General features: G+C 68.4%; 24 protein-coding genes and 2 tRNA genes. 15 read left to right on the top strand and 11 right to left on the bottom strand.

Annotated elements, in window-relative coordinates; all coding sequences use genetic code 11:
* The first annotated feature begins 273 nt into the window (after nucleotides 1–273).
* Nucleotides 274–1,953, top strand: coding sequence for an L-lactate permease (locus VM780_RS07530; RefSeq protein ID WP_325446650.1), 1,680 nt, complete (start codon nucleotides 274–276; stop codon nucleotides 1,951–1,953).
* 66 nt (nucleotides 1,954–2,019) lie between these two features.
* Here the strand turns inward: VM780_RS07530 and VM780_RS07525 are convergent, their stop codons facing one another.
* Complete coding sequence (locus VM780_RS07525) at nucleotides 2,020–3,111, bottom strand: alpha/beta hydrolase (protein ID WP_325446649.1); 1,092 nt, start codon at nucleotides 3,109–3,111, stop codon at nucleotides 2,020–2,022.
* Nucleotides 3,112–3,527: 416 nt separating this feature from the next.
* Between VM780_RS07525 and VM780_RS07520 the strand changes: the two genes are divergently transcribed.
* From VM780_RS07520 to ilvD, 4 genes are all read left to right on the top strand, one after another.
* Nucleotides 3,528–3,601, top strand: a tRNA-Gln gene (locus tag VM780_RS07520).
* 155 nt (nucleotides 3,602–3,756) lie between these two features.
* Nucleotides 3,757–4,389 (top strand): 7-carboxy-7-deazaguanine synthase, encoded by a 633-nt coding sequence (gene queE / locus VM780_RS07515; protein WP_325446648.1) that lies wholly within the window; start codon nucleotides 3,757–3,759, stop codon nucleotides 4,387–4,389.
* Nucleotides 4,386–4,742: a 6-carboxytetrahydropterin synthase QueD gene (queD, locus tag VM780_RS07510; RefSeq protein WP_325446647.1), complete on the top strand. Its 357-nt coding sequence runs from the start codon at nucleotides 4,386–4,388 to the stop codon at nucleotides 4,740–4,742. Before queE ends, queD begins: the two co-directional genes overlap by 4 nt.
* Nucleotides 4,743–4,871: 129 nt before the next feature.
* Nucleotides 4,872–6,719, top strand: a complete 1,848-nt coding sequence (gene ilvD, locus VM780_RS07505) for a dihydroxy-acid dehydratase (protein WP_325446646.1) — start codon at nucleotides 4,872–4,874, stop codon at nucleotides 6,717–6,719.
* A 6-nt stretch (nucleotides 6,720–6,725) separates the two neighbouring features.
* On the opposite strand, the gene VM780_RS07500 is transcribed toward ilvD, so the two are convergent.
* Nucleotides 6,726–7,505, bottom strand: a complete 780-nt coding sequence (locus tag VM780_RS07500; protein WP_325446645.1) for an ABC transporter permease — start codon at nucleotides 7,503–7,505, stop codon at nucleotides 6,726–6,728.
* 157 nt (nucleotides 7,506–7,662) lie between these two features.
* Here VM780_RS07500 and VM780_RS07495 point away from each other — a divergent pair, with 157 nt between their 5' ends.
* On the top strand, nucleotides 7,663–8,070 hold the full coding sequence (locus VM780_RS07495) for a tautomerase family protein (RefSeq protein ID WP_325446644.1): 408 nt from the start codon (nucleotides 7,663–7,665) through the stop codon (nucleotides 8,068–8,070).
* 39 nt (nucleotides 8,071–8,109) lie between these two features.
* On the opposite strand, the gene VM780_RS07490 is transcribed toward VM780_RS07495, so the two are convergent.
* Both VM780_RS07490 and VM780_RS07485 read right to left on the bottom strand, forming a co-directional pair.
* Nucleotides 8,110–8,292 carry a hypothetical protein gene (locus VM780_RS07490; RefSeq protein WP_325446643.1) on the bottom strand — a complete coding sequence of 61 codons (183 nt, stop codon included), beginning with the start codon at nucleotides 8,290–8,292 and terminating at the stop codon, nucleotides 8,110–8,112.
* 96 nt (nucleotides 8,293–8,388) lie between these two features.
* The gene (locus VM780_RS07485; protein WP_325446642.1) at nucleotides 8,389–8,694 is read right to left on the bottom strand and encodes an AprI/Inh family metalloprotease inhibitor; all 306 of its coding nucleotides are present in this window, start codon (nucleotides 8,692–8,694) and stop codon (nucleotides 8,389–8,391) included.
* A gap of 163 nt (nucleotides 8,695–8,857) precedes the next feature.
* On the opposite strand from VM780_RS07485, the gene VM780_RS07480 reads away from it, so the two are divergent.
* Entirely contained in the window at nucleotides 8,858–11,578 is a 2,721-nt protein-coding gene (locus VM780_RS07480; RefSeq protein ID WP_325446641.1) for a M57 family metalloprotease, read from the top strand.
* A 38-nt stretch (nucleotides 11,579–11,616) separates the two neighbouring features.
* Here VM780_RS07480 and VM780_RS07475 read toward each other — a convergent pair whose 3' ends face one another.
* Nucleotides 11,617–13,131 carry a GGDEF domain-containing protein gene (locus VM780_RS07475; protein ID WP_325446640.1) on the bottom strand — a complete coding sequence of 505 codons (1,515 nt, stop codon included), beginning with the start codon at nucleotides 13,129–13,131 and terminating at the stop codon, nucleotides 11,617–11,619.
* Between the two features lie 182 nt (nucleotides 13,132–13,313).
* Between VM780_RS07475 and VM780_RS07470 the strand changes: the two genes are divergently transcribed.
* Entirely contained in the window at nucleotides 13,314–14,306 is a 993-nt protein-coding gene (locus VM780_RS07470) for a sulfite oxidase heme-binding subunit YedZ (protein WP_325446639.1), read from the top strand.
* Between the two features lie 67 nt (nucleotides 14,307–14,373).
* Nucleotides 14,374–15,663, top strand: coding sequence for an aminotransferase class I/II-fold pyridoxal phosphate-dependent enzyme (locus tag VM780_RS07465; protein WP_325446638.1), 1,290 nt, complete (start codon nucleotides 14,374–14,376; stop codon nucleotides 15,661–15,663).
* 16 nt (nucleotides 15,664–15,679) lie between these two features.
* On the opposite strand, the gene miaA is transcribed toward VM780_RS07465, so the two are convergent.
* Nucleotides 15,680–16,612, bottom strand: a complete 933-nt coding sequence (gene miaA / locus VM780_RS07460) for a tRNA (adenosine(37)-N6)-dimethylallyltransferase MiaA (protein WP_325446637.1) — start codon at nucleotides 16,610–16,612, stop codon at nucleotides 15,680–15,682.
* Nucleotides 16,613–16,696: 84 nt separating this feature from the next.
* Between miaA and serB the strand changes: the two genes are divergently transcribed.
* Nucleotides 16,697–17,593, top strand: coding sequence for a phosphoserine phosphatase SerB (serB, locus tag VM780_RS07455; RefSeq protein WP_325446636.1), 897 nt, complete (start codon nucleotides 16,697–16,699; stop codon nucleotides 17,591–17,593).
* 10 nt (nucleotides 17,594–17,603) lie between these two features.
* On the opposite strand, the gene VM780_RS07450 is transcribed toward serB, so the two are convergent.
* Entirely contained in the window at nucleotides 17,604–19,097 is a 1,494-nt protein-coding gene (locus tag VM780_RS07450) for a Do family serine endopeptidase (RefSeq protein WP_325446635.1), read from the bottom strand.
* Between the two features lie 108 nt (nucleotides 19,098–19,205).
* Nucleotides 19,206–19,577, bottom strand: coding sequence for a hypothetical protein (locus VM780_RS07445; RefSeq protein WP_325446634.1), 372 nt, complete (start codon nucleotides 19,575–19,577; stop codon nucleotides 19,206–19,208).
* A 105-nt stretch (nucleotides 19,578–19,682) separates the two neighbouring features.
* On the opposite strand from VM780_RS07445, the gene gph reads away from it, so the two are divergent.
* The 3 genes from gph (at nucleotide 19,683) to VM780_RS07430 (ending at nucleotide 20,853) form a co-directional block, all read left to right on the top strand.
* Nucleotides 19,683–20,363, top strand: coding sequence for a phosphoglycolate phosphatase (gph, locus tag VM780_RS07440; protein ID WP_325446633.1), 681 nt, complete (start codon nucleotides 19,683–19,685; stop codon nucleotides 20,361–20,363).
* Nucleotides 20,364–20,450: 87 nt separating this feature from the next.
* Nucleotides 20,451–20,735 carry a hypothetical protein gene (locus VM780_RS07435; RefSeq protein ID WP_325446632.1) on the top strand — a complete coding sequence of 95 codons (285 nt, stop codon included), beginning with the start codon at nucleotides 20,451–20,453 and terminating at the stop codon, nucleotides 20,733–20,735.
* Between the two features lie 43 nt (nucleotides 20,736–20,778).
* Nucleotides 20,779–20,853, top strand: a tRNA-Val gene (locus VM780_RS07430).
* A 197-nt stretch (nucleotides 20,854–21,050) separates the two neighbouring features.
* Here VM780_RS07430 and VM780_RS07425 read toward each other — a convergent pair.
* Both VM780_RS07425 and VM780_RS07420 read right to left on the bottom strand, forming a co-directional pair.
* Nucleotides 21,051–21,719, bottom strand: a complete 669-nt coding sequence (locus tag VM780_RS07425; RefSeq protein WP_325446631.1) for an outer membrane protein — start codon at nucleotides 21,717–21,719, stop codon at nucleotides 21,051–21,053.
* Between the two features lie 362 nt (nucleotides 21,720–22,081).
* On the bottom strand, nucleotides 22,082–22,222 hold the full coding sequence (locus VM780_RS07420) for an EncA/B family entericidin (RefSeq protein ID WP_325446630.1): 141 nt from the start codon (nucleotides 22,220–22,222) through the stop codon (nucleotides 22,082–22,084).
* Between the two features lie 158 nt (nucleotides 22,223–22,380).
* Between VM780_RS07420 and VM780_RS07415 the strand changes: the two genes are divergently transcribed.
* Nucleotides 22,381–24,444, top strand: a complete 2,064-nt coding sequence (locus VM780_RS07415) for an ATP-dependent helicase (RefSeq protein WP_325446629.1) — start codon at nucleotides 22,381–22,383, stop codon at nucleotides 24,442–24,444.
* A 123-nt stretch (nucleotides 24,445–24,567) separates the two neighbouring features.
* Nucleotides 24,568–24,813, top strand: coding sequence for a hypothetical protein (locus tag VM780_RS07410; protein ID WP_325446628.1), 246 nt, complete (start codon nucleotides 24,568–24,570; stop codon nucleotides 24,811–24,813).
* Nucleotides 24,814–24,822: 9 nt separating this feature from the next.
* Here VM780_RS07410 and VM780_RS07405 read toward each other — a convergent pair whose 3' ends face one another.
* Nucleotides 24,823–25,182, bottom strand: a complete 360-nt coding sequence (locus VM780_RS07405; RefSeq protein WP_325446627.1) for a DUF971 domain-containing protein — start codon at nucleotides 25,180–25,182, stop codon at nucleotides 24,823–24,825.
* Nucleotides 25,183–25,258: the final 76 nt, after the last annotated feature.

The raw sequence follows: 25,258 nt of genomic DNA, 5'->3' as shown, positions 1-25,258 counted from the left end.
AGTGGGACAAAAGCCGGCATCCTTCGGCCCCGCCGCGGCCTGGCTCAAGGAGCTCTAGGCGGGCGTCGCCGCGCGAGTGAAAACAATTCGAGGGGAAGTGTAACAGCGAACGGAGCCGTCGCAAGGCGGCTGCGCTCGCGCAAAATTGTTGATCCGCCGTTCATAAAGGCGCAGGCCAAGCTGCCCGTGATCCGGAGGTTGCGGGGATTCGACGTCACACCAACAGGTCGGGCGCTCGCCCGGCGATCACAAGAAAGCGCGGGGGGACCGCCAATGATGTGGCAACAGATATACGATCCGTTCGGCAACGCGGTCATATCGACTCTCGTCGCCGCCATTCCTGTCGTGGTGCTGCTGGCCGGCATCGGCCTGTTCAGCCTCAAGGCTCACGTCGCCGCCCTTCTGGGCCTGGCGGCGGCCCTGATCATCGCGGTGTTCTGCCAAGGCATGCCGGCCGACAAAGCCGGCATGACGGCGCTTTACGGCGCGGCCTTCGGTCTGCTGCCGATCGGCTGGATCATCCTCAACATCATCTTTCTCTACCAACTCACTCTGGAGAAAGGCTATTTCAAGGTCCTGCAGGACTCGATCGCCGGCATCACCGATGATCGCCGTCTGCAGCTCCTGCTGATCGCGTTCTGCTTCGGCGCGTTCTTCGAGGGCGCTGGCGGCTTCGGCACGCCTGTCGCCGTCACGGGCGCGATCCTGATCGGCCTCGGCTTCTCGCCGCTCGCCGCCTCGGGCCTTTCCCTGATCGCCAACACCGCGCCGGTCGCCTATGGCGCGCTCGGCACGCCGATCATCGCGCTCGCCGCCGTCACCGGCCTTCCGCTGCTCGACCTGTCGGCCATGGTCGGCCGCCAGCTGCCCTTCTTCTCGGTGCTGGTGCCGTTCTGGCTGATCGTGGCCTTCGCGGGCTTCCGCGGCATGATACAGATCTTCCCGGCGATCCTGATCGCCGGCGTCGCCTTCGCGATCCCGCAGTTCCTGGTCTCGAACTATCACGGCCCCTGGCTGGTGGACGTCATCGCCTCGATCGTGTCGATCGCGTGCCTGGCGATGTTCCTGAAGGTCTGGCGGCCGCGCGAGATCTGGACCTCGGCCGAGGGCGCCGCGCCAAGCGTCGGCGGCGCCGGGGCGCATGTCTTCGACAGGCATTCGACCGGCGACGTGCTTCGCGCCTGGCTCCCGTGGCTGATCCTGTCGGTCGTGGTCGTCTGCTGGGGCATCCCCCAGGTCAAGGCGTTCCTCGACAGCTTCGCGCTCGTGAAGTTCCCGGTCGCGCATGTCGACCAGCTGATCCAGCGCGTGCCGCCGGTCGTGCCGGCCCCGAAGGCCGAGGCGGCCGTCTTCAGCCTGAACTGGCTGTCCGCGACGGGCAGCGGCATCCTGGTGTCGGCGATCATCGCCGGCTTCGTGATGGGCTTCTCGCCGCTCGGCATGCTCCGGGTCTACGGCCGGACGCTCTATCTCGTGCGCTACTCGCTGCTGACGATTTCGGCCATGCTCGCGCTCGGCTTCGTCACCCGCTACTCGGGCGTCGACGCCACGCTCGGCCTCGCCTTCTCCAAGACCGGGGTGCTCTACCCGTTCTTCGGCGCGCTTCTGGGCTGGCTCGGCGTCGCGCTCACCGGCTCCGACACCTCGTCGAACGTGCTGTTCGGTTCTCTGCAGAAGATCTCGGCGGAGCAGCTCGGCCTTTCGCCGACGCTGATGGCGGCGGCCAACTCGTCCGGCGGCGTCATGGGCAAGATGATCGACGCGCAGTCGATCGTCGTCGCCTCGACGGCGACGCGCTGGTACGGCCACGAGGGCGACATCCTGCGCTACGTGTTCTTCCACTCGATCGCCCTCGCCTGCCTGATGGGCCTGCTGGTGATGGCGCAGGCTTACGTGCCCCCATTCACCGACATGGTGATCCACGCGCCGGCGGCCGCGGCGGTCACGCCATAAGCCGATCGCCGCTTTCCACGCTCGAAGGGCCGGCCCACGCCGGCCCTTTTCATTTTCTGCCTGGATTCAGCGCTGCCCGAGGATCGCGCCGGCCGCGCGGAACGGGGTCTGGAGGGTGGCCGCGGCGGCGTCGAGGATGAAGACCCCGGCCTGCTGCGCGGCGTTGCCCGGACGCGATTCCAGCTGCGACTGGAGCTGCGGGTAGATCGCGGCGAGCGCGGCGTAGCGGTCGTGATTCGTGCCGTTCTCGGACTGCAGCTGCGAGATGTCGACGACGCGCAGATTCTCGCTCCGCACCGCCTCCTGGACCTGCGGATCCTCGATGTCGAGCGCGCCCACCCGGCCGCGATCGCCCGACAAAAACCGGGACGCGGTGAGCGCCTTGTCGTCCTTGGAGACCAGCAGCGTGATCGGCGGCGACAGCCTGCCCACGACGGAAAGCTGCTGGCGGAACACGTCGACGTCGATGTCGGGCGCGGCCAGAATGACGTCGTCGAGCCGCGCGATCGTGCGGTCGCGGCCTTCGAGCCGCAACTGCCGGATGGCTTCGACCGTGAGCCAGCCGCCCATGCTGTGCCCGAACAGCGTGACGCCGGCCGTTCCGCGCTCCGCCGCCAGCGCCTCGATGACATGGGCGAGACCGTCACGCGAATAGGTCACGGACTCCTTGTCGGCCACATAGCTCGTGAAGGAGCCCTGCGACGGCCAGGCGAACAGCACCGCCGCGCCGCCGACATCCGCGTCGGCGTCCATCTGCGCCAGCCTGAACAGCGATTCCTGAAAGGTGTAGTTGTAGCCGTGCACGAAAACGCCGGCGCCGCGCCGCGGACCACGCGACCGTGCGGCCGCCGCCGTCGTCTGCTGAATGAACTCCGCCTCGGACAGCGGCGCCGCCGACGCCGTCACGAAGTCCCTGGACGGGTCGGGCGCCGATTTCGGCCACTCGATCGAGCCCGGCCTGTGGTTGGGCGGGATCGAGATGACGTAGCGGGCGTAGTGCAGCCCGCGAGAGCGACCGTCCGTGAAGATCGTCCCGGAGCCGGTCGCCGGCTCCCGCGTCGTCGCGACATAGACGGTGACCTGTCTGGCTCCCCCGGTCGCGGCGACCGGGTCGAGGACGTGGGCGTCCGGCCGGGACGCGCATGCGGCGAGGCACAAGCCGAGCGCCGCCGCCAAAAGCCTCAGCGAAGGCCTCCTGAGCGGCGATGATTCGCCCCCCGCCCGGCGGAGCCTGCGGCCTTCGCAACGAACCGGGCCGAGTCGTCCTGCTGAGGCCAAGCTGCACTCCCCCTTGCGGCCCCAACCCCGTCCGGCCTGCGAGCCTTCCGGTTTAGCAGCAGGCGGCGGAAAGCCGGAAGCTTGCGGGGCGGCCCGGCGGCGTCGCTGGCGCGAAACAGCCAATTTTAAGGTTTCACGGCTACAAACCGGTGAGCCTCATCGACGCCTCGGCGTCGTGGCGCCTCTTGCCCGCGCGATCCGAACCCGTTAGAGGGAACGCGCTGCGAACGGCGCTTACGGGCCTCGCGCGCGGTCGCCCCGGCTCGACTGGACGAAGGGCGACTGAACTCCCCTGCTGGGGGATAGTTTAACGGTAGAACAGCGGACTCTGACTCCGTTAGTCGTGGTTCGAATCCACGTCCCCCAGCCAACTCTCCAGTCGATCCGCTCGCTGAGCGCTTGTCTTCGTCAGATGAGAGCCATCCGCGACATGCGGACCGAGGCGCGCGGCTCACGCCTCGTCTGCGGTCGACAGCGTCGGGTATCATTCGGGTCCGGCGGTGCGCCGGGTCAGCGGAGCGCGCGGTGAGCTACGCCGTCAAAGAGATCTTCAAGACGCTGCAGGGCGAAGGCGCGCAGGCGGGACGCGCGGCGGTGTTCTGCCGCTTTGCCGGCTGCAATCTGTGGTCGGGCCGCGAGGCCGACCGCGCCACGGCCGTCTGCAGGTTCTGCGACACCGACTTCGTCGGCATCGATGGCGAAGGCGGCGGCCGCTTCGCCGATGCGGTCGGGCTCGCGAGTGCGATCGAGGCCGCCTGGGGTCCGTCGTCCTCCAGCCGGTTCGTGGTGTTTACCGGCGGCGAGCCGCTGCTCCAGCTCGACGCGGCGCTGCTGGCGGAGATCCGCGCCCGCGGCTTCGAAAGCGCGGTGGAGACCAACGGCACGCTCGAGCCGCCCGCCGGGCTCGACTGGATCTGCGTCAGTCCCAAGGCCGACGCTGCGCTCCGGCTGACGCATGGCGACGAGCTCAAGCTCGTCTATCCGCAGGACGGCGTGGACCCTGCGCGCTTCCAGGCGCTGCCCTTCCGGCACTTCTGGCTGCAGCCGATGGACGGGCCGCGCCGGGTCGAGAACACCGCGGCGGCGGCCGCCTACTGCCTCGCCAACCCGCCATGGCGGCTCGGCCTCCAGACGCACAAGATCGCGGGACTGCCATGAAGATTACCCAGGCGTTCACCTTCGAGGCCGCGCATCGGCTGCCGAATGTGCCCGCGACGCATCGCTGCCACCGCATGCATGGCCACTCCTACCGCGTCGAGCTGACGCTCGAGGGCGAGGTGGATCCGACGACCGGCTTCGTGGTCGACTTCTTCGACGTCGAGGCCGCCTTCGGCCCGCTGCGGCTGCAGCTCGATCACCACACGCTGAACGACGTCCCGGGTCTCGCCAACCCGACGGCCGAACACATCGCTGTCTGGATCTGGGAGCGATCGAAGCCGGCGCTGCCGCAGCTCAGTTCAGTGAAGGTTTTCGAGACGCCGTACTGCTGGGCCGAGTTTTCGGGCGCCTGATGCGCCCGGAGCGCGATTGACACGGCCGGCGCGCGGGCTCACCTCCACGCCGATCAAACGACGCCTTCTTGAGGGTCTCGCGCGCCGGAAATGCTCGCCCGGCGGCCAACTGACGGCAAAGGATCCGAAATGCCCGCCTATCGCTCCCGCACCACGACGCATGGCCGCAACATGGCCGGCGCGCGCGGCCTCTGGCGCGCCACGGGCATGAAGGACTCGGACTTCGGCAAGCCGATCATCGCGGTGGTGAACTCCTTCACGCAGTTCGTGCCCGGCCACGTCCACCTGAAGGACCTCGGCCAGCTGGTCGCGCGCGAGATCGAGAAGGCGGGCGGCGTCGCCAAGGAGTTCAACACCATCGCTGTGGACGACGGCATCGCCATGGGCCACGACGGCATGCTCTACAGCCTGCCGTCGCGCGAGCTGATCGCCGACAGCGTCGAATACATGGTCAACGCGCATTGCGCGGACGCCATGGTCTGCATCTCCAACTGCGACAAGATCACGCCCGGCATGCTGATGGCGGCGCTCCGCCTCAACATCCCGGCGGTGTTCGTCTCCGGCGGACCGATGGAAGCCGGCAAGGTCGTCCTCCGGGGCAAGGAGGTCGCGCTCGATCTGGTCGACGCCATGGTGGCGGCCGCCGACGACAGCGTCGCTGCGGAAGACGTCGAGATCATCGAGCGCTCCGCCTGCCCGACCTGCGGCTCCTGCTCAGGCATGTTCACGGCGAATTCCATGAACTGCCTGACCGAGGCGCTCGGCCTCTCGCTGCCGGGCAACGGCTCGACGCTCGCCACTCATGCAGACCGCGAGCGGCTGTTCGTCGAAGCCGGCCACCTGATCGTCGATCTCGCCCGCCGCTATTACGAGGGCGACGACGCAAGCGTGCTGCCGCGCTCGGTCGCGGGCTTCGCGGCGTTCGAGAACGCCATGAGCCTCGATATCGCGATGGGCGGCTCGACCAACACCGTGCTGCACCTTCTGGCGGCCGCTCATGAGGCCGAGGTGCCCTTCACCATGGAGGACATCGACCGTCTGTCCCGCCGGGTGCCGGTGCTGTGCAAGGTCGCGCCGGCGAAGGCCGATGTGCATATGGAGGATGTCCACCGCGCCGGCGGCGTCATGGGCATTCTCGGCGAGCTTTCGCGCGCGGGCCTGCTCAACCGCGATCTGCCCACGGTGCACAGCGCGACGATCGGTGAAGCGCTCGACCGCTGGGACGTCGCGGTGAGCCACAGCGAGGCGGTGAAGACCTTCTATCGCGCGGCTCCGGGCGGCGTGCCGACGCAGACCGCCTTCAGCCAGTCGCGGCGCTGGGACGAGCTCGACGTCGACCGGGAGACCGGCGTGATCCGCGACGCGGCGCACGCTTTTTCGCAGGACGGCGGCCTGGCGGTCCTGAAGGGCGATCTTGCCGAGGACGGCTGCATCGTGAAGACCGCCGGGGTCGACGAGTCGATCCTGACGTTCTCCGGCCCCGCCAAGGTGTTCGAGAGCCAGGACGACGCCGTCAGCGGCATCCTCACCGGCAAAGTCAAGCCGGGCGAAGTGGTCGTCATCCGCTATGAGGGGCCGCGCGGCGGGCCCGGCATGCAGGAGATGCTCTACCCGACGAGCTACCTGAAATCGAAAGGGCTCGGAAAAGCCTGCGCGCTCGTCACCGACGGCCGCTTCTCGGGCGGCAGCTCGGGCCTCTCGATCGGTCACGTCTCCCCGGAAGCGGCCGAGGGCGGGCTGATCGCTCTGGTGCAGGACGGCGACGTGATCGACATCGACATCCCGAACCGGTCGATCCGTCTCGCCGTCGCGCCCGAAATCGTCGCCGCGCGCCGCGCCGCCGAGGAGGCCAAGGGCGCCGCGGCCTGGAAGCCGGCCGCCCGCCAGCGCAAAGTCTCGTCGGCGCTAAGGGCCTATGCGGCGTTCACGACCAGCGCCGCGCGAGGCGCCGTGCGGGACGTCGACCAGAGCCGCTGAAGCCGCTTACCTGCGGCGCACCCGGTGGCGCCGCAGGACCCGTTCGCCTGCGAGACCGATCAGCAGACACACCAGAGTGACCGTGAACAGATACTCCCTATCGAGGGAGGCGCAGACATAGCCTCTGTAGAACCCCTCCCGGAACCACTCGACGCAGTGGACGACGGGGTTCCAGACGAGGATCTCCCGCAGCTGGGGCGGCACCCGATCCACGATCGTCGTGAACCCGGACGTCATGAAGAGGCACAGCATCAGAATGTGCTGAAAATGGCCGAGGCCGGGCGCAACCGTCATCGCCAGCGCGAGGACCAGCGAGAAAGCGAGCGTATAGGCCGCTGTCGCGCCGAACGCGGCGAGGCACGTCAGAGGGTCGTAAGGAACGGCGTCGAAGCCGAACACTTCCAGGCTCGCCAGAACGACCAGCATCGCAACCGCCGCAGTCGCCATCTCCAGCAGCCACGTCGCATAGGCTGCGTCGATCCGCTGAACTGCCGGCAGCGAGCCCTGAGAGCGCCGCAGCACCTTTGACGTGCTTTGCGAGACCGTTCGCCATGTCCGGGCGATCAGAACGCCGCCCGCGAAGAACACCTCATAGCTGGTGCCGACAGGAGGATGGTGATCGTTCCTGCCCCGGATCGCGAACTTGAGGACGAAAATCCAGATCAGCGGCTCGACGATCGCCCAGATATAGCCCGCCCGCGAATTCGCATATTTCGTGCGCATTCGGCGCAACATCAAAGCGAAGATCGTGCGGAGCTGGAGAGACGCGGACGCGGCGATGTTCACGGCGACTCGATATCCTGCGAACCGGCGGGCGCGATGATGAACCCGGCAAACGCGGTGGGATTAAGGCCGCCAGAGCCATAGGTTGAGCACGGCCCGAGGCCGCGCTGTTCAACGATGCAGCAAGAGCGCCCAGCCGGTGCCAAGGAGACATCAGATCATGCCGCTTCTGCGCTTCGACCTCATCGAGGGACGCACCGACGCCGAGATCGAGACACTGCTGGATGCGGCCCATCGCGCCATGCTCGACGCGTTCGGGGTTCCGGAACGAGACCGCTACCAGATCGTCCAGGAGCACAAACCGAGCCGCGTCCGCATCGAGGACACCGGGCTCGACATTCCCCGCACGGACAAGGTCGTGATCGTTTCGGTGACGACGCGGCCGAGGAGCGTCGAGCAGAAGCAGGCCTTCTACCGGCTGCTCTGTGAAGCGCTGAAGGAGCACTGCGGAATGGCGGCGAGCGACGTGATGGTCAACTTCGTGACCAACACAGACGCGGACTGGTCGTTCGGCGAAGGCGAGGCGCAGTTCCTCACCGGCCGGCTGGGCGGCAAGGGGCCGAACTGAATGACGGCCGGCTCCGCTGCGGCGGAGCCGGCCCGATGCTCAGTTCTTCACAAGCTCTTCGAGCTCGTCGAGCGAAAGCATCCAGCCGGAGTCGGTCGCGATCGTGATGCGATCCTCCGCCTGCTTCGCAAGCTCGCGCGCAAGGCTGAGCGCTTCGATGACGGTGGGAACGACAGTGGCGACCGGCGACGGCTCAGCCTGCGAAATGACCGTGTAGGACATCTCTCCTCCTATCTACACCCTTTGGCGTAGAAGAAGATGGATCGCTTTCCGTCCCGCATCAAGCGGCCGAAGCCCCTGCATGGCGTGGAAATTTTTTCAGCGCCGAGTCATCACCAGACTGGATCTTCCAGGCCGGCTCAGCCCATGGGTCCCGTCCGGACGCCGCGATAGGAAAGCGATCGTCCGGCCACCAGCGCCCGCGAGCCCGATCCCGTCGCTCGCCGGCCGCCACGCCACGACCCCGCTCAGCCCGACGCCCGCGAGGCAGGAGGGATCCGCCTCGACCGCAAGGTCCCGTCCGAGCGGGCGCGCCGTCAGGGTCAGCCGACACGCGTGCGTCCCCTCCGCGATCATCCACTCGCCGGCGAGATCGGAGATCTCCGGCATGGCAGGCATGCTCATCGCCGGTCCTCCAGACCAGACCAGGGCCGCCACAATCAGCGCCCGGCGCCATTCTCGCATCGCTCCGCCTCCGTGACACTACGGATTGTCCGTACGTCCGCACCTCTTCATCCTAGCGCCAGAAGGCGGACCGACCGCCCCTCGACGCCCGGGAAGCGCAGCCATGCCCTACGACCCGCAAGCCACCGCCGCCGGCGGTGATGATCCGCAGTACTTTCTCGACGCTCCCGATCGCGGCGGCACGGGGCCGAACGGCAAGGACTCCTTCACGGTCGACGAGGCGGCGGTCCAGCTCAATCGCGCAGGCTATAGCTGGAACGGCATCGGCGTGATCGGCCAGGCGGCTACCGTCACTTACTCCTTCATGGGCGTCGCGCCCGCGCAGATGCCGAACGGCACCAGCGGCTTCAGCGCCTTCAGCGCGCAGCAGATCGCCCAGGCGGAGCTGGCGCTGCAGTCCTGGTCCGACCTCGCCAACATCACCTTCACGCGCCTGGGCGGCGACGGCTATTCCAGCGACGGCCAGATCACCTTCGCCAACTACAACAGCGGCGCCGCCGGCGCCGGCGCCTTTGGCTATTACCCGCCCAACGGCGGCGGCGTGTGGGTCAACATCTCGCAGACGGCCAACCAGAACCCCGCCAACCTGAATTACGGCCGGGAGACCTTGACCCACGAGATCGGGCACACGATCGGCTTCCAGCATCCCGGCGACTACAACGCAGGAACCGGCAATCCGACCTATAACGACGCCGTCTACTACGAAGATACGCGTCAGTATTCGGTGATGAGCTACTGGTCGGAAAGCAACACCGGCGGCGACTTTCAGGGGAACTATGCGGCAGCGCCGCTGCTCGACGACATAGCCGCGGTCCAGCGCCTTTACGGCGCGAACATGACGACCCGCACCGGCGACTCCGTCTATGGCTTCAACTCGAACACGAACCGCGACTTCTACACCGCGACGTCGGCGACTTCCGAGGTCATCTTCGCCGCCTGGGACGCCGGCGGCACCGACACGTTCGACTTCTCGGGATATGCTGACAACCAGACGATCGAGCTGCGCCAGGGCTTCTTCTCGAGCGTCGGCGGGCTGACCGGCAACGTCTCGATCGCGATGGGCGCGGTCATCGAGAACGCCGTCGGCGGCTCTGGCCGGGACCACATCACAGGGAACTCCGCCGCAAACGTGCTCAGCGGCGGCGCCGGCAACGACATGCTGTACGGCCGCGAGGGCAACGACACGCTGCTCGGCGGCGGGGCCACGGCCGCGCATCCCTCCGGCATCTCGCTCGGCTCCGGTCAGCTCAATCAGGCCGCCAACGCCGGCAACAATTCGCTGGGAACCGCGATCAACCTGAGCAGCCGCTTCAGCCTCGCCGACGACCCGAACATCGGCAACCCGACAAGCACGCCGCATGTCACGGTGCAGGGCGTCGGCGCCGGAGCGACCTCACCCAACGGCGACTTCTACCGAGTCACGATCAACAATCCTGGCGCCACGATCGTGGTCGACGTCGACCAGGCGGGGCTCACGACGCCGCTCGCCGACACCTACGTGTCGATCTTCAACTCCGCAGGCCAGGAAGTCGCCCATGGAGACGACAGCCTGGTGAGCGACGGCGCCGGGGGATCGACCAGCACCCTTGATTCCTACCTCAACTACACCTTCACGACGGCCGGCACCTATTACATCCAGATCCGCTCATATTACGGCCAGATCAACGCTGGCGAGCACTACCGCTTCCAGCTGTCGATCGGCGGCGAGCTCGGCGGCGGCGCCGAGGTGCTCGACGGCGGAACCGGCGCCGACCGCATGGAAGGCGGCGCCGGCGACCAGATCTACTATGTCGACAATGTCGGCGACCGGGTGATCGAAGCCAACGTCGCCGGCACGGACCTGGTCAATTCCTCGGTGTCGTTCTCGCTTTCCGGTCAATACATCGAGAAGCTGACGCTGACCGGGACCGGCAACATCAACGGCACCGGCAACAGCCTCGCCAATCTCATCGTCGGCAATTCCGGCAACAACGTCATCGACGGCGGGACCGGCGCCGACACCATGCAGGGCGCCGCCGGCGACGACACCTACTACGTCCAGAACTCCGGAGACCGGGTGATCGAGGCAAAGGGCGGGGGCGTGGACACGGTCTTCAGCAGCGTCTCGTTCTCGCTTTCCGGCCAGTACATCGAGAAGCTGACGTTGACCGGGACGGGCAACATCAACGGCACCGGCAACAGCCTGGACAATCTCATCACCGGCAATTCCGGCAACAACGATCTCGACGGCGGGACCGGAGCCGACACCATGCGGGGCGGGGCCGGCGACGACGACTATTTCGTCCAGAATTCCGGAGACCGGGTGATCGAGGCGAATGGCCAAGGCTTCGACCGTGTGAGTTCCTCCGTCTCGTTCTCGCTGAAGGGCCAGTACATCGAGAACCTGACGCTGACCGGGACCGGCAACATCAACGGCACCGGCAACAGCCTCGCCAATCTCATCGCGGGCAATTCCGGGAACAACGTCATTGACGGCGCGACTGGAGCGGACTCGCTTCAGGGCGGCGGCGGCCTCGACACCTTCGCCTTCACGACCGCGCTAGGCAGCTCGAACGTCGACCATATCCTTGATTTTTCAGCCGCCGACGACACCATCCGGCTCGAGAACGGCGTGTTCATCGGGCTTTCGGCAGGCGCGCTGACGGCTGGCGCGTTCTACGCCGGGACCGCGGCCCATGATTCCAGCGACCGCATCATCTACGACCAGGCGTCGGGCTCACTGTTCTTCGACCGCGATGGAACCGGCGGGACCTACGCCGCAGTGCGCTTCGCCGTCCTGGATAACCACGCGACCATCACGGCAGGCGATTTCACCGTGGTGTGAGGCGAGCAGGCCGCGTCGGGCGGCGGCCGGCGAAGACCTCAGTCGAGGTAGATCGTCTCGGCCGCCGCATCGAGGTCGCCGGGCCGCCAGGTCGGCTGCGGGATCTCCCCGCGCTCGGACGCATTGAACCGCCAGCAGTTGCGGCCCGCGGCCTTGGCCTCGTAGAGCGCCTCGTCGGCGAGCAGCATGAGGTGCTGCGGATCGGTCGCGCTGTCTGGCGCCAGCGCGCCGCCCACCGTGATGCTGGGCGTCACCACCACGCCACCCAGGTCGCAGGGCTGGTTGACCATCTCGACCAGCCGCTTCGCGAGGCTCGCAGCGTCTGAGGCCGACGGCACGGGCGCGACGACGGCGAATTCGTCGCCGCCGATCCTGGCGACCAGGTCGGTCACGCGCACCGAGGATCGCAGCCGGTCGGCGACCTCGATCAGCAGGCTGTCGCCGCGGGCGTGGCCATAGGTGTCGTTGACCCCCTTGAAGTGATCGAGGTCGATCAGCAGCAGCGTGAAGCGCTTGCCGCGGTTGCGGGCGGCCGCCATCGCGGCGTCGAGCGCGTCGACGAAGCGCGAGCGGTTGACCAGGGTGGTCAGCCCGTCATGCATCGCCCGATAGGCGAACATCCGCTTGAGCCGCTTCTGGTCGTGCACGACCGCCGCCACGATGATGCTGGGCGCGCCGAGCAGCGCCAGCGAGAAATACCGCAGCAGGTCTTCCCGAAGAACGCCGTTCGTATCGAACAGAGGCGGCCAGTGGCCGCGTTCGGCGAAGGCGATGAGCGCGCAGAAGAACGCGAACGCCGCCACGTTCGTGGCGAACGGACCGATCCGCAGCGCGAACCACAGCAGCGCCGCCGAGGCCGCGATCGAGAACATCGCGCTCGCCTGGCTTGTCGCCGCGAGCGTCAGCGCCGCCGTCAGGAGCGCGGCGGCGGCATATTCCCAGAGCCTCGGCGCTGGCTCGACGTCGAATTCAGGCCCTGGCGCTACGCTTTCTTCCCGGCCATAGGACAGGATCACGCCAAGGACGAAGACGGTCGAGACGCTTTCGCCAACCCAGCGGCTGGCTGCGGCCAGCAGCCTCGTGAGCCAATCGCCGGGCAGGACGACAAGGTCCACCAGCGTCGCCGCGAGGGGCGCGATGATGGCGATCAGGGCGGCCGCAGCCGCGATCCTCAGCGGAGACGTGAGGCGGCCGGATCCGCGCATCCACAAGAAGGCCGCCGAGCCGGAGGCGATCATCAGGATCGCGTGGGCGAGCGCCGGGAGCCATACGGCCAGGGCGTCTCCACACGCTGTGGCGACCGCCGCATGGGCCGCCGCAAGCGCCGCCGCGTCCCGCAATTCGAGCCCGCGGCCGAAGCGCAGCAGAACGCCGAGCGCGACCGGCGCGGCCAGCGCCAGCGGCGGGCGCCCGTCTCCTGCGCCCTCGCCATAGAGCCGCGCCGTGGCGAAGGCGGCTGCGTAAGAGAGGGGAAGAGCCGCCGCCTGGGACGAAACGAACGCGCCGAACCGGCGCAACAGCGGCGCGATAACATTACGGGCGTACGCGAACATGGCGGCCTCTTGGACGTCCTAGCCTACCTCCACCGCCGCTAAGTCGGCGTTCTCGGAAGTCTTCAAATTTGACCGAATTATTCATGGTCGAAACGAGCTTCACGGGCTCGTGAGGGCGTCGGGCGTAAAACAACCGGCAGCTGCCGACGTAGTTCCGGGCGCCAGGAGATGGAAGGACGCAAATGCCGCTGCTCCACGACCGCGCCGGACGCTTTTCGCCGCTGCTCGCGCTGACGCTGCTCGGTGTGCTCGCCCCTGCCGTCTGGCTCGCGATCCGCGCGCTGCATGGCGACTTCTCCGGCGCCGCGCTGCCGCCCGGTCTGCCGCCCGGGTTCGCCGGCGCCCCGGGGGCGCCGGCCGCGCCGTTCGGCGGCGCTGCGCCTTCGGCGTTCGGCGGCGCCGCCGACCAGGCCGCCCGCCCCATCACCGCCGCCATCCATTTCACCGGCGATTGGGCGATCCGCTTCCTGCTGCTCTCGCTCGCCGTGACGCCGTTCCGCAGGCTGCTGCACTGGCCGCGGCTGGTGCTCGTGCGTCGCCGGATTGGGCTCGCGGCGCTCGCCTACGCCGCGCTCCACCTTGCGCTCTACGCCCTCGACCAGGATCTCGTGCTCACCAAAGTCGTGACGGAGATCGCGCTGCGCATCTACCTTGCGATCGGCTTCGTTGCGCTGATCGGCCTGATCGCGCTCGGGGCGACGTCCACTGACGGGGCGGTCAAGCGCATGGGCGCGCGCAACTGGGCGCGGCTGCACAAGCTCGCCTATCCGATCGCCGGCCTGGCGGTGCTGCACTTCACCATGCAGTCGAAACTCGACATCAGCGACCCGGCCTGGATGTGGGGCCTCTTCCTGTGGGCGATGGGATGGCGCCTCCTGCAGAACCAGGGCGAGCGCGCCACCAACCTTCTCTGGCTGGTTGGTCTCGCCGTCGCCGCAGCGCTTGCGACCGCGCTTTCTGAGGCCGCCTGGTACGGGCTCGCGACCGGCGTCGATCCGGCGCGCGTGCTCGCCGCGAACTTCTCGGTGCAGCTCGGCCTGAGGCCGTGCTGGACCGTGCTGCTGTTCGGGCTCGCAGCCGCCGCGTCGAGCGTCATCGGCGCATATCGACGCGGTCCCGCGCGGCCGAGGGCCGAGCGTCCCGCACGGCTGGCGCCCGCCGACCGCGCAGCGTGACGCTGGCGCAGGGCGCGGCATGCGACTAAGGTCGCGCCCGCTTTCCAACCGGACAGGGTTCTGACAGGTGATCGCCGATCTTTCCGCAGCGGATCTCGAGGCTTTTGGCGCGCGGATCCGCGCCGACTACGACGCTTTCCGCGCGCGCGGACTGAAGCTCGACATGACGCGTGGCAAGCCCGCGCCGGAGCAGCTGGATCTGGCCGAGGGGCTGCTCGCGCTGCCCGGCAACCGCGATCATTTCACGGAAGCCGGTGACGACGCGCGCAACTATGGCGGCGTTCAGGGTCTGCCGGAGGTCCGTGCGCTGTTTTCCGGCACGCTCGGCGCGAAGCCGGCCAACATCGTCGTCGGCGACAACGCCAGCCTCGCCATGATGCACGACTCGATCGTCTGGGCGCTGCTGAAGGGCGTCCCGGGCTCCGAGCGGCCGTGGAGCAAGGAGAGCGAGATCGCGTTCCTGTGCCCGGTGCCGGGCTATGACCGGCACTTCGCGATCTGCGAGGAGTACGGCATCCGGATGATCCCCGTGCCGCTCACCGGCCATGGTCCGGACATGGACAAGGTCGAGGAGCTCGTTCGCGATCCGGCCGTCAAGGGCATGTGGTGCGTGCCCAAATACTCGAACCCCTCGGCCGAGATCTATTCGGACGAGACCATCCGCCGGCTTGCGGCGATGAAGACCGCGGCTCCGGATTTCCGGCTGTTCTGGGACAACGCCTATGTCCTGCATCACCTGACCGAGACGCGGCACGAGATCCTGAACGTGATCGACGCCTGCGCCGAGGCGGGTAACCCGGACCGCGCCTTCGTGTTCGCCTCGACGTCCAAGATGACGCTGGCCGGCGCAGGGCTCGCCTTCTTCGCTTCCTCGGAGGCGAACGCGAAATGGTATGTCGCCCGCGCCTCCAAGCGCACGATCGGGCCGGACAAGCTCAACCAGCTGCGCCACGTCCGCTTCCTCAAGGACGAGGCCGGGCTGATCGCTCATATGGACAAGCACCGCGCTTTGCTGGCGCCGAAGTTCTCAGCCGTCACCGAGGCGCTGGAAGCCCGGCTCGGCGGCCAAGGCGCGGCGGCCTGGATCACGCCCGAGGGCGGCTATTTCGTCTCCGTCGACATGACCTCCGGCTCCGCCTCGCGCGTCGTGACGCTCGCCAAGGAGGCTGGCCTGCTGCTCACCGGCGCCGGCGCGACCTGGCCCTACGGCAAGGACCCGCACGACGCCAATCTGCGGCTTGCGCCGTCTTTCCCGTCGCTGGCCGACGTGAAGGCGGCCTCGGAAGGCATCGCGATCTGCATGCTGCTCGCGGCGGTCGAGGGCGAGCAGGCGAAGCGCAAGGCCGAGGCGGCGTAACAGCCGCCTTCCTGGCTCAGGCCGGCGAAGCGCCGCGCGCCAGGCCGCGGCGCTCGATCTCGGACATTGCGCGATCGAGCGCAGCTTCCGGCGCCACGTGCAGCCAGTCGGCCATGCGGTTCCTGAACCACGTCGTCTGGCGCTTGGCGTAGCGGCGCGTATCGAGCCGCACGCGCTCGACCGCCGCCACCCGGTCGATTTCGCCCCGTCGCCAGGCGGCCAGCGGGACGACCCCGAGCGCCTTCATGGCCGGCAGCGTCGGGTCGAGCTCGCGGGCCGCGAGCCGCTCCGCCTCCTCCGCTGCTCCGGCCGCCATCATGCCCTCCAGCCGCTGCGCGATGCGGGCGTCGAGCGCGGCCCGCTCGGGCGCCAGCACGATGCGAAGCGCGTCGCCGGCGTCGAGAGGACCGGGGGACGTCTCACGCTGCCAGTCCGCAAGCGAGCGCCCCGTGGCGTCGATCACCTCGAGCGCGCGCGTCAGGCGCTGCGGATCCGACGGCCGCAGCCGGGCCGCCATTTCCGGGTCCCGGCGCGAAAGCTCGCGCTGAAGCTCGGCGGACGACGCGGCCCGCCAGCGCGCCCGCACGGCCTGCGGAATGTCCGGAACCCGGGCGAGCCCATTGGTCAGAGCCTCGAAATAAAGCCCGGTGCCGCCGACGAACACCAGCGGCGCCTCACGCTCTTCGAGCAGCCGGGTCGCTTCGTCGAGCCAGAGCCCGACCCCGTAGGGTTCTGAAGCGTCGACATGGCCGTAGAGGCGATGCGGCGCGGCAGCTTCGTCGGCAGCGCTTGGCCGCGCCGTGAGCACGCGAAGGTCGCGATAGACCTGCAGGGCGTCGGCGTTGACCACCGCGCCGCCCATCCGCCGCGCGAGGTCGAGCGCCAGCGCGGACTTGCCCGAGGCCGTGGGGCCGGCGATCAGCACGGCGCGAATGGCTCTGATGGTCATGGCTTCCTTGCGTCGTCGCGCGATTGCTGCGGCGCCGCGCCGGCCCTAATGAGGGCCTCCCGGCTCCAGCCTCGGCGAAGTCCAATGTCCTCAAAGCTTGCTGCGGTCCTGATCGCAAGCCCGTCCGCGCCAGCGGTTGACGCAAGCCTGCTGGCCGACGCGGCCGCGGCCTTGCCGGACGGCTCCCTTCGGGTGCTTCGCGAGGGCGTGGCGGCGGAGATCATCCTGCGGGCAGGCGAGCCAGAGGCGGTCCGATCGGCTCTCGCCGCCGCGATCGCCGGGCGCCCCGTCGACCTCGCCGTCCTGCCGGCCGAGGGAAGACGCAAGAGGCTGCTGATCGCCGACATGGACTCGACCTTCATCGAGCAGGAGTGCATCGACGAGCTCGCCGAGGCCTTCGGGCTGGCCGCGGAGATCGCGCCGATCACGCAGCGCGCGATGCGCGGCGAAATCGCGTTCGAGCCGGCGCTGCGCGAGCGCGCGGCCCTGTTTCGTGGCCGCGCGCCGGAGGCGGCCGTCGCGCAGATCTTGCGCGACCGCGTGACATTCACGCCTGGCGGCCGGGCGGCGGTCGCGACAATGCGGGCCGCAGGCGTCTATGCCGCGCTCGTCTCCGGCGGCTTCACGAGCTTCACCGCGCCTGTCGCCGCGCATCTCGGCTTCGACGAGAACCGCGGCAATGTCCTCGAGACCGAAGATGGAAGGCTGACCGGACTGCTGCGCGAGCCCGTGCTCGGAAGCGAGGCCAAGGTGACGGCGCTCGACGACCTGCTCGGGCGCCGCGGCCTGACGCGGGCGGACGCGGTCGCGATCGGCGACGGGGCGAACGACATTCCGATGCTGAAGGCGGCTGGGCTCGGCGTCGCCTTCCGGGCCAAGCCTGCAGTGGCGGCCGTAGCCGACGTCCGGATCGACCATGGCGACCTGACCGCCCTGCTCTATCTCCAGGGCTACGCCGCCGACGAGATCCGCGACGCCTGACGGTCGAGCTTCAGTCGATCGGCAGCGCGACGAACCGCACGTCGCCCTGCCGGTTCGACAGCAGCACCAGGGCGGTCTTCTTGCCGTCCTTCTTCAGCTCCTCGATCCGGCCGGTGACGTCGTTCGGCGTCTCCACCGCCCGCTGGGCGACCTCGATCAGGACGTCGCCGGGCTCGACGCCGCTGTCCTGCGCCTTCGAGCCCTCGTCGACGGCGGTGATGACCAGCCCCTTTGTCTCCGGCTTCAGCTGGAACTTCAGCCGCAGCTCGTCGCTCACCGGCGTGAAGGTCAGCCCGAGCGCCGCGCCCGTCTTCGGCTCCTCCGACGGCGCGGGCGGCTTGGGCAGGTCGTCCTTCTTGTCCTCTTCCTCGAGGCGGCCGATCTTCAGCCGGAGCGTCTCCTGCTTGCCCTTGCGCAGCACCAAAACCTCGACCTCGCGGTCGATCTCGGTGTCGGCCACGATGCGCGGCAGGTCGCGCATCTCGTGGATCGTCTTGCCGTCGAACTTCAGGACGACGTCGCCGGTCTTCATGCCGGCCGCAGCCGCAGGGCCGTCCTCGTTCACGCCAGCGATCAGCGCGCCCTTGTCGGGCCCGACGACGCCGAGCGTCTCGGCGATCTCGTCAGTGACCTGCTGAACCCGCACCCCGATCCAGCCGCGGCGCACCTCGCCATACTTCAGGAGCTGGTCGACCACAGGCTTGGCGGCGTTCGCCGGCACCGAAAAGCCGATGCCGATAGACCCGCCGGAGGGCGAGATGATCGCGGTGTTGATGCCGACCACCTTGCCTTCAGTGTTGAACAGCGGGCCGCCCGAATTGCCACGGTTGATGGCGGCGTCTGTCTGGATGAAGTCGTCATAGGGGCCGGAGTTGATGTTGCGGTTGCGGGCCGAGACGATGCCGGCCGAGACAGAGCCGCCGAGTCCGAAGGGATTGCCGATCGCCAGCACCCAGTCACCGACCCTGAGCTTCTCGGCGTCGCCAAAGCTCACCGCCTTGAGCGGCTTCGGCGGCTTCACGCGCAGCACAGCCAGATCCGTCTTGATGTCGCGGCCGACCAGCTCCGCCGTCAGCTTGGAGCCGTCGTTGAAGTTCACCGTGATCTCGTCTGCGCCCTCGATGACGTGGTTGTTCGTGACGACGATGCCGCTCGGATCGATCACGAAGCCCGAGCCGAGTGAGCTCTGCTTGCGGGAACGGCCGCGGGGCGAGCCGCCTTCGCCGCGCTTGTTGAAGAACTCGTCGAAGAAATCCTCGAACGGCGAGCCGTCCGGGACCTGAGGGGCCGGCACGGCCTTGTCGGCGGCCGGGGCGTTCTGCGACGTTGAGATGTTGACGACGGCGTCGAGCAGCCCCTCCGCGAGATCAGCGAAGCTGTCAGGCGCGGACCGCGCCTCGACCGGCGCCGCAGACGCGAGGCAGATGCTCAGCGCCACGCCAAGCGCTGCGACGGCGCGGCGCGCGCCAGATGTGCGCGGCGCCCGGCGGATCAGGGTGCTCATGGCGTCTCCTCGGATGATCGGCAGGACGGCGGGCGCCGGAGGCTGCGGCACTCTACACGACGTCCATGGGGCGAAAAGAGGACGGCCCAGGCTCGATCCCGCCGCGCCTCAGCGCGCCTGCGGCGTGCAGACGACCTGGTCGCCTAGCACATAGCAGGCGCTCATGCGGCCGGAGCGCTTTTCGACCCGGTAGACGCCGCCCTCCTGCTGATGATTGGAGGCGACCAGCGCATAGGCTCCGGGCTCCTGCGGACCGGCGCCCTCGCCCGGCGTGAAGCAGAGCGTCACGCCCGCCGAATCGTTGCGCACGGCGTACTGGCAGGCGCCGACCTCGCCGGTCGTGGTCTCGACGCGGAACATCCGGTTGAGGTCGGTCTGGGGCGAGGCGAGGAAGACATAGTCCTCCGCCAGCGCCGCGCCGGGAGCCGCCGCGACGCCGGCCGCCAGAACGGCGGCGCAGATTGATGCGATCGTCCTCATGGCCCCGCCTCCGTCGCTTCGGAACGAATCGAACATTGACGCCGGCGAGGCTAGCAGGCGAAGCACCGGTCGCCACATCGCCGTCTCCCGAGCCCAGGACCCTGCATGCTGTTCTCGCCGCCGCTCACCGTCGTGTTCGACCTCGACGGCACGCTCGTCGAATCGGCCCCGGATCTGGTCGACGCGTTGACCGTCACCCTCGCCGAAGAAGGCGTCTCGCCGCTGCCCTTCGAGCAGGCGCGCGATCTCATCGGCGCCGGCGCGCGGGCGCTGGTGGAGCGTGGCCTCAAGGTCGCCGGCCATCAGGTGACGCCGGAGCGCCTGAACGAGCTGCACGCCTTCTTCCTCGATCATTACGCCGCGCACATCGCGGCCAAGACCCTGCCCTATCCGGGCTGCGAAGCCGCCCTGGACCGGCTTGCGGCGCGCGGCGCCACGCTCGCTGTCTGCACAAACAAGGTCGAGCGGCTCGCAACGCAGCTGCTCGACGAGCTCGGTATGACCGCGCGGTTCGCCGCGATCGTCGGCGGCGACACGTTTGGAGTTGGAAAGCCGGACCCGACCTCGCTGCTCGGCGCCATCGAACGCGCCGGCGGCGATCCGGCGCGCGCAATCATGGTCGGGGACAGCGCCGCGGACGTGGGCGCGGCGCGCGCCGCCGGAGCGCCGGTGGTGGTGGCGACCTTCGGCTACACGATGACCCCGCCGCGGGAACTCGGCGGGGACGCGCTGATCGATCATTTCGACGAACTCGAAGGCGCGATCGGAGCGCTTGGCTTTGCATGAGAGCCCGCGGCCCGTTGCCACGTTCCGACGAGAGATGATGAACTCGACCGTCCGGGCGGCTTGCGGCGCCCTTCCACAGGAGCCCGCGTGAGCCTTCGCCGGTGGCCGGACTGGGTCGCGATCGTCGCCGTCTCCCTCGTATGGGCCGGCGTCGGCCTTGTTCTGCTCGACCTGTTCCCCGGCGAGGGACAGGCGACGGCGATCTCGATCGGCTGGCTCATCAGCTATGTCAGCCTGATGGGCTGGCTCTCGGGCGGCCGGCGCGATCTCGCTGGTCTTCTTGGGGCCGGCTGCGCCTGTCTGGCGTTGCTCGTGATGATCGCCTATGTGGTCGCGGTGATGCTCGGCCTCGATGGCGGCATCCCCAATTGAAATTCTGTTCGGCCCGGCGTAGTGAGGGGCCGTTCCGCAGCGTGCCCGAATAGCTCAGCGGGAGAGCACACCCTTCACACGGGTGGGGTCACAGGTTCGATCCCTGTTTCGGGCACCACTTTCTTCCGGTGATTTCAGCCTGATTTCGAGACGAACGGCGCGCACGCCGCCGCGGCGCAGGCTTGTCCGCGCGCCGCGTAACGCCGCACAGAATCGCATGTCGCCAGGAAGCACGGGCTTCGCGCAAAAAAGAAAAGCCCCGCCCGGCCGGAGCCGAGCGGGGCTGACGCGATCCGAAGTCCGCGTCCTAGGGCGTCACCAGCCGAACTTGTAGGCGACGCCGGCCATCACGCGATGCTCGGTGTAGTCGCCGCGCACGCGCACGCCCGCCAGGCGGAAGTTGTCCTTGCCGAAGTCGCTGTAGCGATACTCAGCGCGCACCGCGACATTGTCGGTCGCGGCGTATTCGAGACCGCCGCCGACGGTCCAGCCGAGCGCGGTCTTGCTGTCCTTGTCGACGCCGGAGACGCGCACCTTGCGGTCCGCATAGGCGACGCCGCCCGCGGCGTAGACCATGAAGCGGTCGAACGCGTAGCCGACGCGGCCGCGCGTCGCGCCGGTCCACTTGGTGCGAGTCTTGGCGTTGAAGCCGAAGGGCGACTTCTTGTCGTCGATGTCGGCGAAGTTGAAGTCCGTCTCGATGCCGAACACGACCGGCGAGTTGTCGAGCTGGATGTTGTAGCCGGCGTAGCCGCCCACGACGAAGCCGTCAGGGCTCGTGCTCAGCTTGGCGCCCAGCGCGCGGAAATCGGCGTCGCCCCAGCTGTAGCCGGCCTGCACGCCGATATAGGCGCCGGTCCAGCTGAAGGTGGAAACGGAGACGGCCGGAGCGGGCTCATAGGCCGGAAGATCAGCGGCCTGCGCCGCGCCGGCGGCGAGGAGAGCGGCCACGCCCGCGCCCGCGAGAATGGAAAGTCGGAACATAGGTTCACCGGAATCAATAATGCCGGAGGCGCCGGCCCGCTCCGGCTGTCATAGGAGCAGAAGCCGTGGCGATCTGTAGCGCCACGGCAACATCTCAAAAGAACTGGTTTCCATAAAGGAGTTATAAGAACAGGAAAGCAGCGGTCCGTCAGATTATCTCAGAACCTGCTGAAGCTGCGGTAACGACCTGTTAATCTCATTAGACGCGCGGCGGGATTTTCCTGTCCTTCAACGGTCACTCTCAACAGCGTGATCGTCTGGACGGTGAGCCTGTGCGGGACGACTACGCGCGCGAGCGCAGCGAGGATCGCCGGTCCGACAACGCGCCGGCCCGGCGATTGCGCAAGCGAACGCTACGGCGCTCAGTAACCGCGCACCGCTTTCTTGGTGGCTTGGGCGTTGTTCTGCACGTCGTGGCCGACGCCGCGGGCGGTGTTGGCGCAAGCGCTCAGACCGACGGTGGAGGCGATAAGCGCTGCGACGGCGAGAAGACGGATCACCATAACGGACTCCGAGTGAGCGAGGCTAGGACACAGTTCCGAACGCCTAACGCCGTGAAATCGCCTTCGTTGCGAACCCGGCGTCGGATTTCGTCCTGACCCGCGTTGCGAACAAAACGTGACTCGTGCTTCCTCGGAGCGTCTTCCGAGAAGGGCGATTCGTGCCGGCCGCCGCATATCTGGAAACTCTGAACCCGGAGCAACGGCGGGCGGTCGAGCATGGCGTCGATGCGCCGGAGAGCGGCTTCGGCCCGCTGCTGGTCATCGCCGGCGCCGGTTCGGGCAAGACCAACACGCTGGCGCACCGCGTCGCCCATCTGATCGTGAACCGCGCGGATCCGCGGCGCATCCTGCTGATGACCTTTTCGCGCCGCGCCGCGGCCGAGATGATCCGGCGCGCCGAGCGCATCGTGGCGCGGGCGCGCGGCGGCGCAGGCGGCGGCGTGGCGGACGCCCTGCCCTGGGCCGGCACGTTCCACGGCGTCGGCGCCCGCCTGATCCGAGAATACGCAGAGGCGATCGGGCTCGACCCGCAGTTCACCATCCACGACCGCGAGGATTCGGCGGACCTGATGAACCTCGCGCGCCACGAGCTTGGCCTGTCGAAGACGGCCAAGCGGTTTCCGCTCAAGGGGACCTGTCTGGCGATCTATTCGCGCGCCGTGAACGCCCAGGCGCCGCTTGAGCAGGTGCTCGGCCAGGCGTTTCCCTGGTGCGCCGCCTGGTCGGCGGAGCTCAAGACGCTGTTCGCCGCCTATGTCGACGCCAAGCAGCGGCAGAACGTGCTCGATTACGACGACCTGCTGCTCTACTGGGCGCAGATGGCGCAGGAGCCCGAGATCGCGGCGGATCTCGGCGCGCGCTTCGATCACGTTCTCGTCGACGAGTATCAGGACACCAACCGCCTCCAGGCCTCCATTCTGCTCTCGCTCAAGCCGGACGGCCGAGGGCTCACGGTGGTCGGCGATGACGCGCAGTCGATCTATTCGTTCCGCGCCGCGACCGTGCGGAACATCCTGGACTTCCCCAAGAGCTTCTCGCCGCCGGCGAAAATCGTCACGCTCGACCGCAACTACCGCTCCACCCAGCCGATCCTGGAGGCGGCGAACGCCGTCATCGGCCTTTCGCCGGAGCGGTTCACCAAGAACCTCTGGAGCGACAGGCGCTCGGACCGGCGGCCGCAGCTCGTCAGCGTGCGCGACGAGGGCGAGCAGGCCCGCTACGTGGCCGAGGCGGTGCTGGAGAACCGGGAGGCCGGGCAGACGCTCAAGGCGCAGGCTGCGCTGTTCAGGACGTCTTCGCACAGCGCCCCGCTGGAGCTGGAGCTCACCCGGCGCAACATCCCGTTCGTGAAATTCGGCGGCCTGAAATTCCTCGACGCCGCGCATGTGAAGGACCTGCTCTCGCTGCTGCGGTTCGCCCAGAACCCGCGTGACCGGGTGGCGGGCTTCAGGGTGATGCAGCTGCTGCCCGGCGTCGGCCCCGCCGCCACCGCCCGCGCGCTCGACGCGGTCGCGGCTGCGCCCGATCCGGTCGCTGCGCTCGTGGCCGCGGCAAGTCCGCCCAGGGCGGCGCAGGACTGGGCCTCCTTCGTCGAGACCGTCGCGGCGCTCGCGAAAGGGCAAGCTGGGTGGCCGGCGGAGATCGGCCTCGCCCGCCGCTGGTACGAGCCGCACCTTGAGCGCGTGCATGACGACGCCGCCGTTCGAGGAGCGGATCTTCTGCAGCTCGAGCAGATCGCGTCCGGCTATCCGTCGCGCGAACGCTTTCTCACCGAACTCACGCTCGACCCGCCGGACGCCACCAGCGACGAGAGCGGGCCGCCGCATCTCGACGAGGACTATTTCATCCTCTCCACGATCCACTCCTCCAAGGGTCAGGAGTGGCGCTCCGTCTTCGTGCTCAACGGCGTCGACGGCTGCATGCCGTCCGACCTCGGCGTGGGCTCGTCGGCCGAGATCGAGGAGGAGCGGCGCCTGCTCTACGTCGCCATGACGCGCGCCAAGGACGATCTGCGCATCATGCTGCCGCAGCGCTTCTTCGTGCACCAGCAGGCGGCGCGCGGCGACCGCCATGTCTACGCGGCCCGCACGCGCTTCATCACGACGGCGATGCTCGACAGGTTCGAGGTCGCCTCCTGGCCTCCGCCCACCGCGGAATCTGCAGGGCGACGGCCGGTCACGCAGGTCGACATCGGCTCCCGAATGCGCGCCATGTGGCGCTGACGGCAGACGTCGGCGCCCCTGACGCGTCAGCCTTTTTGGGCGCCGGCAAGTTGTGGATGCGCCGCGGCGGCCGCGCTACTCTCCTGTGATCGCGTCGGCACAAGACGCGGAAGGAGGACAGCGATGCAATGGCTTCAGCTGACGACGCCCGGCAAGCACGAGATCTTCGTCAACATGTCGCTTGCGGTGCATATGCGCCGGTTCGGCGACAAGACGACGATCGACATGCTGACGAGCTCCATGGACCGCACGCATTGCGTCGGCGTGATGGAGACGCCTGAAGAGATCCTGCAGAAGATGTGCGACTGCGGCTGGGTCTCGCGGCAGGAAGCCAAGGAGCAACCCGCCGCGCCTCCCGTGCCGCACTGAGGCGAAGCCTCAGCGCTTGAGGCCGAGCGAGCTGAGCGCCGCCTCGTAATCGTCGAACATCTCGGCGCCGTCCTCGCCGAACCTGCGGAGCGCGTCCCAGGTATAGATGCCGGTGTCGTGGCCGTCGTCGAACAGCAGGCGCACGGCGTAGGAGCCGACCTCCTGGACGTCGCGGATTTTCACGTTCCGCTTGCCGGGCACGATCGTCTTCTGCTCCGGCGAATGGCCTTGCACCTCGGCGCTCGGGCTTTCGACCCGCAGCAGCTCGGCGGCGATTTCATGCCGCTCGCCGTCCGCCCAGGTGACCGTAAGCGTCGCGCCGCCGCTCGACAGCCTGAGCTCGACCGGCCATTTCTCCACGTCGGACATCCGATCACCTTTGACGACGGGCGCCTTTACGGGCGGCGCGCGGGCGCCTAGCTTGTGGGCGACCTTCCCGTCTGAC

This window comes from Hansschlegelia sp. (assembly GCF_035538955.1).
Classification (GTDB): Bacteria; Pseudomonadota; Alphaproteobacteria; order Rhizobiales; family Methylopilaceae; genus Methylopila.
The sequence above is the reverse complement of the archived record's forward strand: the minus strand, read 5'-3'. Positions and strand labels throughout refer to the sequence as shown.